Genomic DNA, 17,386 nt, shown 5'->3' on the forward strand with positions numbered 1-17,386 from the left:
TTCTACTGACCGGTTTCGGCAGCGGGCTTCGCATCAACCGCCGGCGTCGCGACCACCGGAGCCTCCATCGGCACATCCGAAACCGGCTTGGCCCCAGGCTCCAGATCGCTCGGCACGAACGGCACGACACTAGGCGGCGGCCCCGACATCCCCGCCGGATCGCCCTCGACGCGCCCGTGGAGGTGGTCGATCTCCGCCTGTCGCCGGTTCAGATAGAACGACCGCGTCGCCGCATACGGATCGGGCGAATTGTCGTGCAGGTCCTTCAGCGTCTGGTCGAACTCCGACCGGTGATCTAGCGCACCCAAAATGCCCGCGGGGATCGCGTACGCCGTGCTGGTGAACGGCTTGCCGATGGCGACCGGCAGGATCAGGCGATCGATCGCGCCGCCCAGAAGATCGCGGATCGTCGTTGGCCCGACCAGCGGCAGGAACAGGAAGGGGCCGTTCTTGACGCCGTAATAGCCGAGCGTGTTGGCGAACCCGTTCGACCGTCGCGGCAGGTGGAACGGCTTCTTCTTGGCGACGTCGAGCACGCCCGCCACGCCGATCGTCGTGTTGATCGCGAACCGCCCGACCGTTTCGGCTGCCTTGCCCGGCTTGAACTGGAGCAGGAAGTTCAGGAAGACGATCGGCTCGCGCAGGTTGTAGAGGAAATTGTGGATGCCGCGTCGAATGGGGCTCGGCACGGTCTTCTTGTAGGTCCGCGCGACCGGGCCGATCACCGCGTCGTCGACCTTCTGCGTCACCGCGAACGACTCGGCGTTGACCGCGCGCAGCGGATCGCCCGCGGTCTCCTTGCGGCCGGTGACGATAATGTCGTTCGGCGTCCGCTGGGCAGGCGGGGTTCCCAACGGAGCGGGACCGACCGGCGGAATATCCTGCGTCGGCAGCCCCTGAGCGAAAATCTCGATCGCCGGGAGCGACGCGGCCAGAGCAAGCGGCGAAACCGCCATCGCCGCAACTGGCTCGAAGTTATCCGCGAACGGCGACACTACCGCGCCCGGTAGCGCCACGCTCGCACCGACGCCAGGCAACGCTATCGGCGCGGCCGTCACGTGAACGGGGGCAGCCGTCAACAGCATTGCGCTCATCGTTACCAGCATGTGCACCCATCGCCCTGTTATCGGCCGCTCTCCTACATCGAGATGCGACGCGCCTGACATGCCCGTCGGCGCGCGTGGAGCATAGAGCCAATCGTCATCCGCGCGTGCGGATCGAGGTTAACCGATCGCGCGACGATCCTGTCCCGCGAGCGCGTAGCCTAGAGCTTGCCGAACACCGCCTCGAATCCGGCCTTGTCGCCGGCCGCCAGCAACCGCGCCTGCTCGATCCAACGATCGCGACCCATCCGCCCGGTAAAGTTGCCAAGCTGCGCGTCTATGCGCTGCGCCTCGCTGTCCGACAGCGCCGCCATCTCGCCGACCGTCGAGACGCCGAGCGCGCCAAGCTGCGCCGCGACCTTCGGCCCGAGCCCCTTCAACTGCGTGACGGGACCATCGGCATAGGATTGCGCCGGTGCTATTGGAGCCTCTTCGGACGGAGCTACCGGTGCAAGGGCGGCAGTTTCGGTCGCCGGACTCGCGTCAAAAGGCGACGCAGCGGCGATCGGTTCGTCGGCCAGGCGATCGGGCGCTTGCACCGCATCGTCTTCGCGCGAAACAGGCACCTGTTCGGGTGCGCTGCTTACGGGCGGTACAGGCGGGGTCGGCTCAGGCCGGGGCGGGGCAGGCCGGACCGGAGCGGGGGGCGGCACAACCGGGGCAGCCGCGATTTGCGACTGCGCCTGCGATTGCTCAGCCTTGCGTTCCTGAACCGCGGGCTTTGCCGAAGCCGGCTCGGGCGGAACGCCGGCCTCCTCCGCGTTGGCGATCACGTCGCGCGACGCCTTCACGCGGCTGCGCTTGGCTTTGATGCCCCAGAGCAAGCCGATCACGACGAGGACCGCCACGACGGCGATGATCGTGAAGTGGATCGCGGTCAGCGTGGCGATGCCGTCGGGCAGCAGGCTCAGGCCCGAGGCGGAGGTCGCGGAAGTTTCGTTCATTCCCATACCGTAGCGTCACCCGCGAAGGGCGGCGAGACCTAATTGGCTGGCTCGTACCTGACGATCCTCCCCCGCAAGGGGGAGGTGTCGCCGAAGGTGACGGAGGGGGAGGAAACGGAACAGGGGTTTTGCCTACCTCCCCCTCCGTCTGGCAAGAGCCAGCCACCTCCCCCTGGCGGGGGAGGATCGAGACGCATCACCCGCGCGCGATCTCGCGCCAACCGATGTCGCGGCGGTAGAAGCCTTCCGCGAAATCGATCGCCTCGACCGCGCGGTAGGCGTTGGCCTGCGCCGTCGCGACGTCGTCGCCGGTCGCCGTCACGGCCAGTACGCGCCCGCCCGAGGCTACGAGCCCGCCATCTTCCAGCCGCGTGCCCGCATGGAACACCGTGCCGCCTGCGGCTCGCGCGGAATCCAGCCCGACGATCGCGCCGCCAGCCTTGGGAGTCCCCGGATACCCCTCTGCCGCCATAACCACCGTCAACGCGGTCTCGTGGCTGAACTGCGCCGCAGGCATATCGCCGAGCCGTCCCTCGGCGGTCGCCAGCATCGTCGCGAGCAGGTCGCCCTGGAAGCGCATCATCAGCACCTGCGTCTCGGGATCCCCGAACCGAGCATTATATTCGATCAGCTTCGGCCCCTGCGGCGTCAGCATCAGCCCCGCATACAGCACGCCCGAGAACGGCATACCCTCCGCCGCCATCGCCGCCACCGTCGGCGCAACGATCTCGTCGATCGCGCGCTTCTCCAGCGCTGGCGTCAGAACGAGGGCAGGGCTGTACGCGCCCATCCCGCCGGTATTCGGCCCGGTATCGCCCTCGCCGACGCGCTTGTGATCCTGCGCGGAGCCGAACGGCATCAGCGACACGCCGTCGGTCAGCACGAAGAGGCTAGCCTCCTCGCCTTCGAGGAACTCCTCGATCACCGCCTCGGCTTCCCCGTCGGCGAACAGCGCGTCGAGCGCGGCATCGGCTTCGGCCGCGCTGAACGCGATGACGACGCCCTTGCCCGCCGCAAGCCCGTCCGCCTTGATGACCACCGGCAGCGAGAAGGTGCGGGCGAGCGCGATATCCGCCTCTTCGCGGCTCTTCACCCGGACATACCCGGCGGTCGGGATACCGGCGCGCAGGCACAGATCCTTGGTGAAGCCCTTCGAGCCTTCCAGTTGTGCCGCAGCCTTCGAAGGCCCGAACACCGGAATGTCCGCGGCGCGTAACGTATCGGCCAGCCCGTCGACCAGCGGCGCCTCGGGTCCGATCACGACCAGCCCGACCTCATGCTCGCGCACGAAAGCGACCACGGCGGCGTGATCCGTCGCATCGAGCGGCACGAGCGTCGCAACACGCGCAATGCCGGGGTTGCCCGGCGCGGCATACAGCGTATCGAGGCCGCGAGATTGCACCAGCTTCCACGCGAGCGCATGTTCGCGACCCCCCGAGCCCAGCAGCAGGACGTTCATGCCCGATCCCTTTTCCGATGATGTGTCCAGCGACATGGGGCGGCTGGTAGCCGAGCCGGTCGCCGGCGACAACGCACTCGCCATGTCGGTCGGCGAACTCGCCTTCAAGCTGAAGCGGATGGTCGAGGGCGAATTCGGGCATGTCCGCCTGCGCGGCGAAATCTCGGGCTGGAAACGCGTCGCCTCCGGGCATTGCTACATGTCGCTCAAGGACGACCAGGCGGTGATCGACGGCGTCATCTGGAAGGGCAATGCGTCGAGCCTCGCCTTCGTCCCCCAGGACGGCATCGAGGTGATCGCCACCGGCAAGCTCACCACCTATCCCGGCCGCTCGAAATACCAGATCGTCATCGAGCGCATGGAGCTGGCGGGCGCGGGCGCCTTGATGGCGCTGCTCGAGAAACTGAAGGCGAAGCTCGCCGGCGAGGGGCTGTTCGACGGCACGCGGAAGAAGCGCCTGCCGTTCATGCCGAAGGTGATCGGCGTCGTCACTTCGGGCACCGGCGCCGTGATCCGCGACATACTCCACCGGCTCGAGGATCGCTGCCCGACGCACGTCATCGTCTGGCCAGTGAAGGTGCAGGGCGAGGGTTCCGCCGCCGAGATCGCCGCTGCGGTGCGCGGGTTCGACGCGATCGTCCCCGGCGGCCCGGTGCCGCGCCCCGACCTCGTGATCGTCGCGCGCGGCGGTGGCTCGGTCGAGGATCTCTGGTCGTTCAACGAAGAGGTCGTCGTCCGCGCGGTCGCCGCCTGCACGATCCCGATCATCTCCGCGGTCGGGCATGAGACCGACACCACCTTGTGCGATTTCGCCGCCGATCTGCGCGCGCCGACACCAACGGCTGCGGCCGAGATCGCGGTGCCGGTGCTCGCCGACCTGCGGTTGACGATCGACAGCCACCGCAATCGTACCGAGCGTTGCGCCCGGCGGCATGTCGAGCGTGGACGTGAGAGGCTCGATGCGCTCGCCCGCCTGTTGCCGAAGCGCGACCAGTTGCTCGGGCCGCAGCGCCAGCGCGCGGACGACTTTGGCCAGCGTCTGGATCGCGGGCTGGAGCGTCGCCTGACCCTCGCCCGCGGCAGTCTCGATCGTTCGGGGGCGGCACTCCGTCCCGCCACGCTGGAACGCAAACTCGAGGCGAAACGCGCGCAGCTCGACGCAACGTGGCGGCTCGTCCAGTCGCTGAACCCCGACGCGATCCTCGACCGCGGCTATGCGCGAGTCACCGCGCGGCCCGGCGGCGAGACGCTCGCCTCCGCCAAGTCCGCGCGCGACGCAGGCACGCTGACACTCCACTTCCGCGACGGCGTGGTGGATGCGGTGACGGACACCGGTCTTGAGCGCCCCGCCGCCAAAACCTATGCTGCCCCCAAGGCAAAGCCCGCGCCCGATGCGGCGCCGCGCCAGCCGACCCTGCTGTAGAGAAGACCCGCCATGCTGATGTCCAACTCCGACCGCGCCGCGCGCCTGCACTATATGGCGAACGGTTTCCGCGTGCTCAGCCCCGGCGACCACGTCGCCTGCGCCGCCACCGGCCACCGCATCGCGCTCGAAGACCTGCGCTATTGGAGCGTAGCGCGCCAGGAAGCTTACGCCACCGCCGCCGCCGCCAGCGAAGCGATGGCCCCACGATGATCCGCGCGGCGGTGCTCGTCCTGCTGGCTGCATCCGGTGCCGCCGCCCAGCAAGCACCGCCCTCGAATACCGTGTCCCAGTCCGCCTTCCGCTGGACCGGCACGCTCAGCCAGGGTGGCCTGATCCTCGGCACCGCCCCCGACGGCGCACGCACGCTCACGCTGAACGGCAAGCCGATCGCGCTATCCCCCGACGGCCGCTTCATCGCCGGTTTCGACCGCGACGCGGGGCCGCAGGCGACACTGACGGCCACGCTCACCGACGGCCGCACCATTACCCAGCCGCTGACGATTGCGCCGCGGGCCTGGCGGATCGAGCGCCTCGACACGCTTCCCAAATTCCCCGCGCCTGACCCGGTCTTCGCCAAGCTCCGCCCGCCCGAGCTAGCCCAGATCGTCGCCGCCCGCGCCCGCACTACCGACGCCCAAGGCTGGCGCCAGGCCTTCGCATGGCCAGCAACAGGTCGCATCTCCGGGTTGTTCGGATCGCAACGCGTCTACAAAGGCGAACCCGGCAGCTATCATTCAGGCACGGACGTCGCCATCCCGACCGGCACGATCGTAACCGCCCCCGCCGACGGCGTCGTGATCCTCACCGCCGATCACCCCTTCACGCTAGAGGGCAATCTCCTGATGCTCGACCACGGCATGGGCCTCAACAGCGCCTTCCTGCACCTGTCCCGTATCGACGTGAAACCCGGCGATCACGTCCGCCAAGGCCAACCGATCGGCGCCGTTGGCATGACCGGCCGCGCCACCGGCCCCCACCTTCACTGGGCGCTACGATGGCACGACGCCAAGCTCGACCCGATGCTGGTGGCGGGTGTGATGCGACCGTAGGTGACGAGCGCTCAGTTCAGGCGCTTCGCCTTCACACCCGGCTGGCCGCCGACGCTTAGCCTGAAACTCCCCAAGGCTCCCCGCTTGATGACGACTTTATCGTTTGCCCGTGGACGCCGCGCGATCGTGTAATCGTCCGTCTGGATCCATCGCGCGCCATCGGCCAGTTGGAAACTCCATCGGCCGGCGCCGTCTACCGACGCGCCGGCGAGAGTCGTCTCGATCTGCGGCAGGTCGTTGCCGTTGCCGAACAAGCCGGTATCGGGCAGCGTGATCCCAAACAGATTTCGGCGCGTTTCGCGAACTTGTTGCTGGTCGATGACGACGACCGCTTGATCGGCTTCCGCGGTATCCAGCGCCGCCACCGAGTGATCGAAGCAGGCCAGCCGCGCCAGTGGCTCGGTCACGGTGCGGCATTGCGTAACGGCAGCCAGCAGCGGGGACCGCTCCGCCTTGCGCGGCTTGGACGCCGCGGCCGCCGGATGCAGCGCCATGATCATCAAGCTCGAAATTGCCAGAATCGTGATCCGCATGGGCGTCCTACATCGTTAGCGAGAAGCGTCGGAATAGGCAGCGCCGGCCAGAGCGGCAAGTCCATCACATGCAGCATTCCGTTACGGCATCGTCCCGAAATTGTGGCCATTGGGTAACATGACTGTCGTAATGCGACGAGTGGCAGCGATCCTGTACTTTTCTTTTGGACAAGGCAGCTCTGACTTGCGAAATCGCAGCCAGCTGCGGTCGGGCGACCGCACAATAGATCGTATCGGCCGGAAACGTTCGCCGATATTAAAGGGATAGACCACCATGCGAAACCATATGTTTCGAGACTGCCTGCTCGCGTCGACGATGATCGCGGGTGCCGTGATTGCATTGCCGGTCTACGCGCAGACCACCCCAGCACCCGCGCCGCAGGGCACGACGAGTGACGACGGTGCAGCATCGACCACGCCGGCGATCTCCAACACGCCTAGCCAGGATCCCGCAGCCGCCGGCACCGCGGGCGGCGGCGATATCGTCGTCACCGGTTCGCGCATCTCGAACCCGAACTTGACGTCGGCGAGCCCGATAACGGTCGTCAATGCTGCAGATATCAAGCTGCGCGGCGCGACGCGTATCGAGGACGTGCTCAACAGCCTGCCGTCGTCGTTCGCAACGCAGACCTCGTCGGTGTCGAACGGTTCGACCGGTACCGCGACGATCAACCTTCGCAACCTCGGTGAATCGCGCACGCTGGTGCTGGTCAACGGCCGCCGCCTGATGCCGGGCAACCCATCGTCGAGCAGCACGGCCAGCGCCGCTGCCGACGTCAACATGATCCCGGCCTCACTGTTGAAGCGCGTCGACGTACTTACCGGCGGCGCGGGTTCGGTCTATGGTTCGGACGCCATCGGCGGCGTCGTCAACTTCGTGCTCGACACCGATTACGAAGGTTTCAGCGTCGATACCTCGGGCGGTATCTACAACCACAACAACCGCAGTGAGCGCTTCCAGGCACTGTCGGCGGCGAGCGGCAACCCCGCCCCGAGCGGTCAAGCGTTCGACGGCACGCAGTTCGACATCAACTTCAAGGTCGGTGCCGGCACCAGCGACGGTCGCGGCCATGTTGTCGGCTACGGCGGCTACCGCAAGATCGGCGCGATCCTGCAGGGTTCGCGCGATTACAGCTCGTGCGGCCTGAACACCCCGGGCGCCGGCGGTAACGACTATGTCTGCGGTGGATCGCCAACCGCGTTTCCGGCCAACTTCACGCTGGGCGATGCGAGAGAGGGCGGTCCTCCGACCGGTTATACGCTGAACTCCGCAGGTCAGCTCGTGGCGGGGCGCACGCTCTACAATGCCAACCCGCTGAACTACTACCAGCGTCCCGACAAGCGCTACACGGCTGGCTTCCTCGCCAATTATGAAGTCAGCAAGGCGTTCAAGCCTTACGCCGAATTCATGTTCATGGACGATCGCTCGACCGCCCAGATCGCGCCATCGGGTAATTTCAGCAACACCACGGTTCTGAACAGCAACAATCCGTTCCTGTCGGCGGCTCAGCGGGCGACCTTCTTCCGCGACACCAATCTGGTTCGGGATGCGAACGGCAACGTCATCAACCTGACGAACCCCGATGGTACTCAGTATCAGCAGGCAAGCGTCCAGATCGGTCGTCGCAACGTTGAGGGTGGCGGTCGTCAGGCCGATCTCCGTCACACCCAGTATCGCTTCGTTGCGGGTGCACGCGGCGACATCGACAAGGGCATCTCGTACGAAGCGTACGGCCAGTTCGGCAGCACCGTGTTCAACCAGGTGTATCGCAACGAGTTCTCGGTTTCGCGCACGACCCGCGCCCTCGACGCGATTACCGACACGCGTCCGGGTTCGGCCACGCTTGGCCAGGCGGTGTGCCGCTCGGTCGTCGACGGCACCGATCCGAACTGCGTCCCGCTCAACATCTTCGGTTCCGCGGGCATCACCCCGGCGGCACTGGGTTATGTCCAGACCCCAGGCTTCCAGTCGGGCGAGAACAAGGAAAAGGTCGTCAACGCGTCGATGACCTTCAAGGGCGGTGAATATGGCGTCCAGTCGCCGTTCGCCAGCGAAGGCATCGCGCTGAACGTTGGTGGCGAATATCGCAAGGAGTCGCTCGTTCTCGAAGTCGACAATGCCTTCCTGAGCGGCGATCTCGCCGGCCAGGGCGGCGCGACGTTGCCGATCCGTGGCAGCTACGACGTGAAGGAAGTGTTCGGCGAACTTCAGGTTCCGCTCGTCAGCGATCGCCCGTTCTTCAACGAACTGACGGTCAATGGCGGCTACCGCTATTCGAGCTACAGCACGGCGGGTTCGGCGAGCTCGTACAAGGGCGAGATCGTCTGGGCGCCGATCTCCGATATCCGCTTCCGTGGCGGCTATAACCGTGCGGTCCGTGCTCCGAATACGCAGGAACTGTTCGCAACCCAGTCGGTACAGATCGACGGTGCAACCGATCCTTGCGCTGGTCCGCGCGTCAATGGTCTCGTCAATGGCAATACGGCTGCACAATGTGCGCTCACCGGTGTCGCGGCAAACCAGTTCGGTCTGGTTCAGCCAAACGAGTCCGAGCAGTATAACGGCCTGCTGGGCGGCAACCCGAACCTGAAGCCCGAAAAGGCCGACACGTTCACCGCTGGCGTGATCCTGCGTCCTTCGTTCCTGCCGGGCTTCAACCTGTCGGTCGATGGTTTCCGGATCAAGCTGAAGGATCGGATTGGTGTCATCGGCGCGGATACGACCATCGCACAGTGCCTTGCGACCGGTGATCAGGCGCTCTGCAGCCTGATCAAGCGCGGTACCAACGGTACGCTGTTCCAGGGTACGAGCGGTTACATCATCGATACCAACGTCAACGCTGGGTCACTCTTGACCCAGGGCATCGAGACGTCGGCCGGGTATACCTACCGTTCGGACAGCATCGGCACGATCGGGCTTTCGTTCAACGGCACGTACGTCGACAAGTTCACGTCGGACAAGGCCGGCGCGAAGTTCGACTGCGCGGGCCTGTACGGCGCGCAGTGCGGCTACCCGATGTCCAAGTGGCGTCACCAGGCTCGTATCTCGCTGACCACGCCGAACGGCATCGGTCTGTCGGGTAACTGGCGCTATCTGTCGGCCACCAAGTTCGAGCGTACCAGCAGCGATGCCGATCTTGCGGCGCCGTTCTTCGTCAATGATGCCCGCGTGAAGGCGCAGAACTACTTCGATCTCGCCGCAACGGTGCGGGTCGCGGACAAGTTCACCTACCGCATGGGTGTCAACAACATCCTCGACAAGACGCCGCCGATCCTCAGCGCGACGGCTTCGCCGATCGGTTCGTTCGGCAACGGCAACACTTACCCAGGCATCTACGAAGCAATCGGTCGCTACCTGTTCGTTGGTCTGACCATCGACATGTAATCGATCCTACGGGACCAAGAAAAAGGGGCGGCAGATCATCGATCCGCCGCCCCTTTTTTGTTCGGAGATGACGTTCAGGCGACCTGGAGCACCAGCTTCCCGTCGCCTTCGTCGACCTTGACGGTCGAACCGTCCTTCACCTCGCCGCGCAGGATCATGTCGGCGAGCGGGTCCTGCAGATAGCGCTGGACCGCGCGCTTCAGCGGCCGCGCGCCGTACACCGGATCATAGCCGACGCGACCCAGCCACGCGCGTGCGGCATCCGTCAGGTCGAGGACGATCTTGCGGTCGGCGAGCAGCTTGTCGACGCGCGACACCTGGATATCCACGATCGGCGCCATGTGCGCCTGCCCCAGACGGTGGAACAGGATCACCTCGTCGAGCCGGTTGAGGAATTCCGGCCGGAAATGCGACCGGACGATTTCCATCACCTGCGGCTCGACCGACGACACGTCGTCGCCCTCCGCCATGTTCGCCAGATACTGGCTGCCGAGGTTCGACGTCAGGATGATCAGCGTGTTGCTGAAATCCACCGTGCGCCCCTGGCCATCGGTGAGCCGCCCGTCGTCGAGCACCTGCAACAGCACGTTGAACACGTCGCCGTGCGCCTTCTCGACCTCGTCGAACAGGATCACCTGGTACGGCCGCCTGCGCACCGCCTCGGTCAGCACGCCGCCTTCCTCATAGCCGACATAGCCCGGAGGCGCACCGATCAGCCGCGCGACCGCGTGCTTCTCCATGAACTCGCTCATGTCGATGCGGACCATCGCGGAGGGATCGTCGAACAGGAACTCCGCCAGCGCCTTGGTCAGCTCGGTCTTGCCCACGCCGGTAGGCCCGAGGAACAGGAACGAGCCCAGCGGCCGGTTCGGATCCTGCAGCCCCGCGCGGGCACGGCGCACCGCGGTCGAAACCGCCTTCACCGCGTGCGCCTGACCGATCACGCGCTTGCCGATCGTCGCTTCCATGGCCAGCAACTTGTCGCGCTCGCCCTGCAGCATCCGCTCGACCGGGATGCCGGTCCAGCGGCTGACGACGCCGGCGATGTCGTCGGCGGTCACTTCCTCGCGCAGCATCGCGCCCTTGGTCGCCCCCGCGGCCTCGTCGAGCTGGCGCTGCAACCCCGGAATCGTCCCGTAGGAAAGCTCGCCCGCCTTGGCGAGATCGCCCGAGCGCTGCGCCTGCTCCAGTTCGAGCCGCGCAGCATCGAGCTGTTCCTTGACCCGCGCCTCGGCGTTGATCTTGTCCTTCTCGCCCTTCCAGCGCGTCGTCAGCTCGGCGGATTGCTCCTCGAGGTTGACGAGGTCGCCCTCCAGCGTGTCGAGCCGGTCGACCGACGCGTCGTCGGTCTCGCGCTTCAACGCCTCGCGTTCGATCTTGAGCTGGATGATCCGCCGGTCGAGATTCTCGATCGCCTCGGGCTTCGATTCCACCTCCATGCGAATCCGCGAGGCGGCCTCGTCCATCAAGTCGATCGCCTTGTCGGGCAGGAAGCGATCGGTGATGTAGCGGTTCGACAGCGTCGAGGCGGCGACGATCGCGCCGTCGGTGATCCGCACGCCGTGATGCAGCTCGTACTTCTCCTTCAGCCCGCGCAGGATCGAGATGGTGTCCTCGACGGTCGGTTCACCGACCATCACCGGCTGGAACCGCCGCTGCAATGCCGGGTCCTTCTCGACATATTTGCGGTACTCATCGAGCGTGGTCGCGCCGACGCAGTGCAATTCGCCTCGCGCCAGCGCCGGCTTGAGCAGATTGCCCGCATCCATCGCGCCCTCGGATTTGCCCGCGCCGATCAGTTGGTGCATCTCGTCGATGAACAGGATGATGTCGCCCTCCGCGGCTTTCACCTCGTCGAGCACGCCCTTCAGTCGCTCCTCGAACTCGCCGCGATATTTGGCACCCGCGATCAGCGAGCCGAGATCGAGCGACATCAGCCGCCGGTCCTTCAGCGTATCGGGCACGTCGCCATTGGCGATGCGAAGGGCTAGCCCTTCGGCGATCGCGGTCTTGCCGACACCGGGTTCGCCAATCAGCGCGGGGTTGTTCTTGGTCCGGCGCGCGAGGATCTGGATGGTGCGACGGATCTCCTCGTCGCGGCCGATGACGGGATCGAGCTTGCCGTCGCGCGCAGCCTGGGTGAGATCGCGCGCGAACTTCTTGAGCGCATCGTAACGATCCTCGGCGCCCGCGGTGTCGGCGCTGCGGCCCTGACGCAGACCGTTGATCGCGGTGTTCAGCCCCTCGGGTGTCACGCCGCCGGCCTTCAAAGCCTTGCCCGCCGCGGTGTTGAGCGACAGCGCGAGCGCGACCAGCAGCCGCTCGACGGTGACGAAGCTGTCGCCCGCCTTGCTCGCGATCTGCTCGGCCTGGTCGAGCACGCGCACCGCATCGTTGTCGATCCCCGGCGTGGTCTGCGCGCCCGAGCCCGACACGACCGGGATTTTCGCCAGCGCGAGATCGGTCTCGGACGTCGCACGCTTGGCGTCGCCACCAGCGGCTGCAATTAGTCCGGCCGCCATGCCCTGCTCGTCCTCCAGCAGCGCCTTCAACAGATGTTCGGGGGCGATCCGCTGGTGGTTCATGCGGATCGCGACGGTCTGCGCGGATTGCAGGAAGCCCTTCGCGCGGTCGGTGAATTTGTCGATGTTCATGACGAATTCCTGTGGGAGTGTTTCGGTGTTGGCCGAAAGATGGTGTTGTATTTGGGCAACACAAGAGGCGGGCGCAGGTCGGATGCTAGGGCCCGCACGAGGCATCCGGAATAGCGTTTATTGTCGGTATCGAAGCGCCGCCGTCATCGCTATGTTCAGGTTCGCATGCTATATGCAGGGCGTGTCCACAGCGCTCCCCCATACCTACGCCATCGGCATCGAGCCGGCCGACATCGACTTCATGGGTCACGTCAACAACGCGAACTATCTGAAGTGGGTACAGGCCGCGGTGATCGACCATTGGCAGCGCCTTGCGCCTGCCGAGGCGGTGGCCGGGCACCTCTGGGTCGCGCTGAAGCACGAGATCACGTACCGCAAACCTGCGTTCCTCGACGACGACGTCATCGCGACGGTCCTGCTCGAGAAGGTCCAGGGCGCGCGCGCGTTCTACGAGACGATCATCAAGCGCGGCGAGGATGTGCTGGCCGAGGTGAAGTCGAGCTGGTGCTGCCTCGATGCCGAGACGCTTCGCCCGTCGCGCCTCGCGAACAGCGTCGTCGAGCATTTCTTCCCGAAGACCGACCTCAAAGACTGACGTCTCTCGGGCGATCGACTCTCAGAAATCGATCGCCATGCCCTTCAGCTCCCAGTCGCCATAGCGCGTCGGATCGCGCGGCTCGGGGTCCTTGTCGGGCACGATCGCCTCGGGTTTCGGGACCGGCGTATTCTTCGCAAGATATTCTGGTGGCTTCAGATGATCGGGGCGCTGGCCCATCGCGGCTCTCCGGATTTGCGTGTTGGCGTCGTAACCGCCACATGGGCCCTGTCGCGCCGCTTTGCCACAAGCCGCGCGCCAAACCGAACGCGAAGGACCTTGATATGCCCGACTATACCCACGCCCCCGAGCCGCTCGGCGTCCCAACCCGCCGCGCCGCGCTCCGCTTGCTCGACGCCGTGCTGCGCCGCGGCGAGTCGCTCGAATCCGCCTTGCCGGCCGCAACTCGCGCGATACACGGCCCCGATCGCGGCCTCGCGCATGCGATCGCCGCCGAGACACTGCGTCGCCTGCCCGACCTCGACGCGATGATCGATTCGGTCACCAAGACCAACCTCCCCGACGACGCGAAGGCGCGGATGGCGCTGCGGATCGCACTGGTCCAGGTGCTGATCCTCGGCACCCCCTCGCACGCCGCGATCTCGACCGTGTTGCCTTTGGTCGACGGCGGTCCGCGCAAACTCGTCCACGGCGTGTTCGGCACGCTGTTTCGCGCCAACATGCTGCTCCCCGAAGTGCCGACGCTGCCGGCCCCCGTCGAACTCCGCTGGGAAGCCGCGTGGGGCGAAGAGATGGTCGACGCCGCGGGCCGCGCGATCGCCCAGGTGCCGCCGCTCGACCTGACGATCGCCGACCCGTCCGAGACCGAAGGCTGGCGCGAGAAACTCGGCGGCGAAAGCTTCATGCCCGGGCACCTGCGTCTGGGCGATCATGATTCGGTCCCCGACATGGCCGGCTTCGGCGACGGCGCCTGGTGGGTGCAGGACATCGCCGCCTCGCTCCCCGCACGTCTGCTCGGCAAAGGGGAGGGCCATGTCCTCGATCTCTGCGCGGCGCCCGGCGGCAAGACGCTCCAACTCGCGAGCGCAGGCTGGACCGTCACCTCGGTCGACAATTCGCAGAGCCGGATCAAGCGCCTGCGCGAGAACCTCTACCGTACGCATCTGAAGGCCGAGGTCGTCAACGCCGACATCCTCGAATGGGCGCCTGCCGAACCCGCCGACGCGATCCTGATCGACGCGCCGTGCAGCGCCACGGGCATCTTCCGCCGCCACCCCGACGTCCTCCACCGCGTCCGCCCCTCGATCATCGCCGAAACCGCGGCGTTGCAGGCACGCATCTTCGCGCGGGCGGCGGACTGGGTGAAGCCCGGCGGCACGCTCGTCTACGCCACCTGCTCGCTCGAACCGTCGGAAGGCGAAGCGCAACTCGACGCGTTCCTCTCCGCCCGCAGCGACTATTCGATCGCCCCGGTCGACCAGTCCGAACTCCCCGCCGGCATCACACCCAGGGAAACCGGCACCATCCGCACCCTCCCAGGCATGCTGGCAGACCAAGGCGGCTGCGACGGCTTCTTCATCGCCCGCCTCAAGCGCAGCTAAGCAAGAGCAGTTACTTGTTCCCCCGCGAAAGCGGGGGCCCAGGATTACTCAGCGATCCGCCCGTAACTCTGGATTCCTGCCTGCGCAGGAAAACAAGAAGCGCGTACAGTAACAAACGGGGAGTTCCGCCCCCGACAATCCCGCGCTAGGACAAAACCATGCAACCCGTCCGCATCGCCCCCTCGATCCTCTCCGCCGACTTCTCGAAACTCGGCGACGAAGTCCGCGCCATCGACGCGGCCGGCGCCGACTGGATCCACATCGACGTGATGGACGGCCATTTCGTCCCCAACATCTCGTTCGGCCCCGCGGTCATGAAGTCGGTCCGCGGCGTCACCACCAAGCCGTTCGACGTCCACCTGATGATCTCCCCCGTCGACGCGTATCTCGACGCGTTCGCGGAGGCCGGCGCCGATTGCATCACCGTGCATTACGAAGCCGGGCCGCACATCCACCGCTCGCTCCAGCACATCAAGAGCCTCGGCAAGCGCGCGGGCGTGGTGATCTGCCCCGGCACGCCGGCGAAGATGCTCGACTACCTCATGGACATGGTCGACCTCGTCCTCGTGATGAGCGTCAACCCGGGCTTCGGCGGCCAGAGCTTCATCCCCAGCCAGCTCAAGAAGATCTCGGCGATCCGCACGATGATCGAAAAGAGCGGCCGCGCGATCGATCTCGAAGTCGATGGCGGCGTCGATGCCGAGTGGGCGAAACGCTGCATCGAGGCCGGCGCCGACGCGCTGGTCGCCGGCACCTCGGTCTTCCGCGGCGGCCCCAACCACTATTCCGCCAACATTGCCGCGTTGCGGGGGTGAACGAAGCCCCTGATCTTGTAACCGATCCCGCCCCCGACGGGATCGACGAAGGCCGCCGCCTGATCCGGCTCGGCGGCGACAAGGGGCTGTCGCTCGCCGATCGGCTGGCCGAGCGTTTCCACCGCCTGACATGGCGCACGCCGCTCCACACGCTGCGCCTCAAGGGCCGCTATCCGCTGAAACTGATCGCGGTCCCCGACGACCCCATCCTCGGCGACATTCCGCGCGGCCATCTGCTGCTCGAAGGCGTCCTCTCGTTCCGCGGCGAAGCGCGCGACATCGAGACGCTCGATCTTTCGAAGCCGCTCCCAAAGCCCTTCGCCGAATACCTCCACAGTTTCGCGTGGCTACGCGACCTCTCGACCGTCGCGACCCGGGCGCGCGGCGCCCCGATCGCCGAGTACCTCATGGGGCTCTGGCTGACCGCGCACGCCGACACGCAGGGCGGGATCGCGTGGCGCCCCGACATGTGGGGCCGCCGCATCCTCGCCTGGACCGCGCACGCGCCGCTGATCCTGTCGTCCTCCGACCAGATCTACCGTTCGAAGGTGCTCAACGCGCTCGCCAAGGGCGCGCTCCACCTCGATCGCAACGCCGACAAGGCCCCGGCGGGTGCCCCGCGCATCGCCGCGTGGTGCGGAGTCGTCGCAGCCGGACTCCTTATCCCCGGCGGAGAACCAAGGCAGGCGTTCGGTGAAGCCGGCCTGCTCCGCGCGCTCGGCACAGGCCTGTTCGACGATGGCGGCTCGGTCTCGCGCAGCCCGGCGATGCTGCTCGATTCGATCCAGCTGCTAACCCTGCTCCAGGAAAGCTATGTCGCGCGTGGCGCCGAGCTGCCCGAGACGGTTGCCGTCACGCTTACCCGGATGGTCGCCGCCTTGCTCGGCGTCGCGCACGCCGATCGCGGCCTGTCGAGCTGGCAGGGCGGCGGCCCGGCAAGCGAAACGCAGGTCGCCGCGGTCATCGAGGCCAGCGGCGTCCGCACCCGCCCGCTTCGCCAGGCGCGCGACTGGGGCTATCAACGCCTCGCCGCCGGCACCGCGGTGCTGATCGTCGACGCCGCGCCACCCCCGATCGCGCGCCTCGTCGAAGGCGGCTGCGCCTCGACGCTCGCGTTCGAATTCTCCGATGGCCCCGCGCGGATCGTCATCAATTGCGGCGGCGCCCGTGCGGGCATCGCCCAACTCCCCCCCGCGATGGTCGAAGGCCTGCGCTCGACCGCGGCGCATTCGACGCTGACGATCGCCGACAGCAATTCGACCGCGATCCTAGCCGACGGCACGCTCGGCCGCGGCGTCGGCGAAGTCGAACTCAGCCGCCAGGAATCGGATGCCGCCAGTCGGATCGAGGCGAGCCACGACGGCTATGTCCGCCGCTGGGGCTTCCTCCACCGCCGCCAGCTGATGCTTACCGGCGACGGTCGCGAACTCCGCGGCGAGGACGCGCTGTTGCCGCAAGGCCGCAAGCGCCGCGCCGGATTGTCGTTGTTCGCGATCCGCTTCCACTTGGGGGAGGGCGTGCAGGTCTCTCCAACCGCCGATGGCTTAGGCGCGATCCTCCGCCTGCCCGGCGGCCCGCTCTGGCAATTCCGCTGCCGCGGCGGCGCGCTGGTGGTCGAGGACAGCGTGTGGATCGACGCGGACGGCCGCCCGGTCGCGACGCAGCAGCTGATGATCACGGGTGAGGCTGCGGCCGGCGGCGCGAGTGTGAGCTGGGCGCTGAAGAAGGCGGTCTGATCTTCCCCCCTCCCTGAAAGGGAGGGGCCGGGGGTGGGTAGGCCTGCTCGAGCCGCACCGTCCGGACACATGGAACCCGACCCACCCCCAACCCTCCCTTCCAGGGAGGGGGGAAGCGCCCCCTG

The 17,386-nt window shown here is 66.8% G+C and carries 14 protein-coding genes; 8 read left to right on the forward strand and 6 right to left on the reverse strand.

Annotated elements, in window-relative coordinates:
* Positions 1-2: 2 nt before the first annotated feature.
* The 3 genes from C8J42_RS12070 to purD all read right to left on the reverse strand — a co-directional run bounded on the left by C8J42_RS12070 (position 3) and on the right by purD (position 3,506).
* Positions 3-1,106, reverse strand: a complete 1,104-nt coding sequence (locus tag C8J42_RS12070; RefSeq protein ID WP_243644402.1) for a VacJ family lipoprotein — start codon at positions 1,104-1,106, stop codon at positions 3-5.
* A 158-nt stretch (positions 1,107-1,264) separates the two neighbouring features.
* Complete coding sequence (locus tag C8J42_RS12075) at positions 1,265-2,047, reverse strand: hypothetical protein (RefSeq protein ID WP_133020227.1); 783 nt, start codon at positions 2,045-2,047, stop codon at positions 1,265-1,267.
* A gap of 196 nt (positions 2,048-2,243) precedes the next feature.
* Complete coding sequence (gene purD / locus C8J42_RS12080) at positions 2,244-3,506, reverse strand: phosphoribosylamine--glycine ligase (protein ID WP_133020228.1); 1,263 nt, start codon at positions 3,504-3,506, stop codon at positions 2,244-2,246.
* Here purD and xseA point away from each other — a divergent pair.
* From xseA to C8J42_RS12095, 3 genes are read left to right on the forward strand one after another with little or no spacing between them, the layout of a single operon-like run.
* Positions 3,505-4,929, forward strand: coding sequence for an exodeoxyribonuclease VII large subunit (xseA, locus tag C8J42_RS12085; RefSeq protein ID WP_120300738.1), 1,425 nt, complete (start codon positions 3,505-3,507; stop codon positions 4,927-4,929). The genes purD and xseA overlap by 2 nt on opposite strands.
* Before the next feature lie 12 nt (positions 4,930-4,941).
* Positions 4,942-5,142: a DUF2093 domain-containing protein gene (locus tag C8J42_RS12090; RefSeq protein ID WP_055881745.1), complete on the forward strand. Its 201-nt coding sequence runs from the start codon at positions 4,942-4,944 to the stop codon at positions 5,140-5,142.
* Complete coding sequence (locus C8J42_RS12095; RefSeq protein ID WP_120300737.1) at positions 5,139-5,981, forward strand: M23 family metallopeptidase; 843 nt, start codon at positions 5,139-5,141, stop codon at positions 5,979-5,981. The genes C8J42_RS12090 and C8J42_RS12095 overlap by 4 nt, the downstream gene beginning before the upstream one ends.
* 11 nt (positions 5,982-5,992) lie before the next feature.
* Here C8J42_RS12095 and C8J42_RS12100 read toward each other — a convergent pair whose 3' ends face one another.
* Positions 5,993-6,514, reverse strand: coding sequence for a hypothetical protein (locus C8J42_RS12100; RefSeq protein WP_120300736.1), 522 nt, complete (start codon positions 6,512-6,514; stop codon positions 5,993-5,995).
* 274 nt (positions 6,515-6,788) lie between these two features.
* Between C8J42_RS12100 and C8J42_RS12105 the strand changes: the two genes are divergently transcribed.
* Positions 6,789-9,899 carry a TonB-dependent receptor gene (locus C8J42_RS12105; protein WP_133020229.1) on the forward strand — a complete coding sequence of 1,037 codons (3,111 nt, stop codon included), beginning with the start codon at positions 6,789-6,791 and terminating at the stop codon, positions 9,897-9,899.
* 74 nt (positions 9,900-9,973) lie between these two features.
* Here the strand turns inward: C8J42_RS12105 and clpB are convergent, their stop codons facing one another.
* Entirely contained in the window at positions 9,974-12,553 is a 2,580-nt protein-coding gene (gene clpB, locus C8J42_RS12110; protein ID WP_120300734.1) for an ATP-dependent chaperone ClpB, read from the reverse strand.
* A 181-nt stretch (positions 12,554-12,734) separates the two neighbouring features.
* Between clpB and C8J42_RS12115 the strand changes: the two genes are divergently transcribed.
* The gene (locus C8J42_RS12115) at positions 12,735-13,148 is read left to right on the forward strand and encodes a thioesterase family protein (RefSeq protein ID WP_107955557.1); all 414 of its coding nucleotides are present in this window, start codon (positions 12,735-12,737) and stop codon (positions 13,146-13,148) included.
* Positions 13,149-13,169: 21 nt separating this feature from the next.
* Here the strand turns inward: C8J42_RS12115 and C8J42_RS12120 are convergent, their stop codons facing one another.
* Positions 13,170-13,328, reverse strand: coding sequence for a DUF1674 domain-containing protein (locus C8J42_RS12120; RefSeq protein WP_082441494.1), 159 nt, complete (start codon positions 13,326-13,328; stop codon positions 13,170-13,172).
* Positions 13,329-13,432: 104 nt separating this feature from the next.
* On the opposite strand from C8J42_RS12120, the gene C8J42_RS12125 reads away from it, so the two are divergent.
* From C8J42_RS12125 to C8J42_RS12135, 3 genes are all read left to right on the forward strand, one after another.
* Entirely contained in the window at positions 13,433-14,710 is a 1,278-nt protein-coding gene (locus tag C8J42_RS12125) for a transcription antitermination factor NusB (protein ID WP_133020230.1), read from the forward strand.
* A gap of 158 nt (positions 14,711-14,868) precedes the next feature.
* Positions 14,869-15,525: a ribulose-phosphate 3-epimerase gene (gene rpe, locus C8J42_RS12130; RefSeq protein ID WP_133020231.1), complete on the forward strand. Its 657-nt coding sequence runs from the start codon at positions 14,869-14,871 to the stop codon at positions 15,523-15,525.
* Entirely contained in the window at positions 15,522-17,261 is a 1,740-nt protein-coding gene (locus C8J42_RS12135) for a heparinase II/III family protein (protein ID WP_243644350.1), read from the forward strand. Before rpe ends, C8J42_RS12135 begins: the two co-directional genes overlap by 4 nt.
* Positions 17,262-17,386: the final 125 nt, after the last annotated feature.

The sequence above is a fragment of the Sphingomonas sp. PP-CE-1A-559 genome (assembly GCF_004340965.1).
In the GTDB taxonomy this organism is placed as follows: Bacteria; Pseudomonadota; Alphaproteobacteria; order Sphingomonadales; family Sphingomonadaceae; genus Sphingomonas.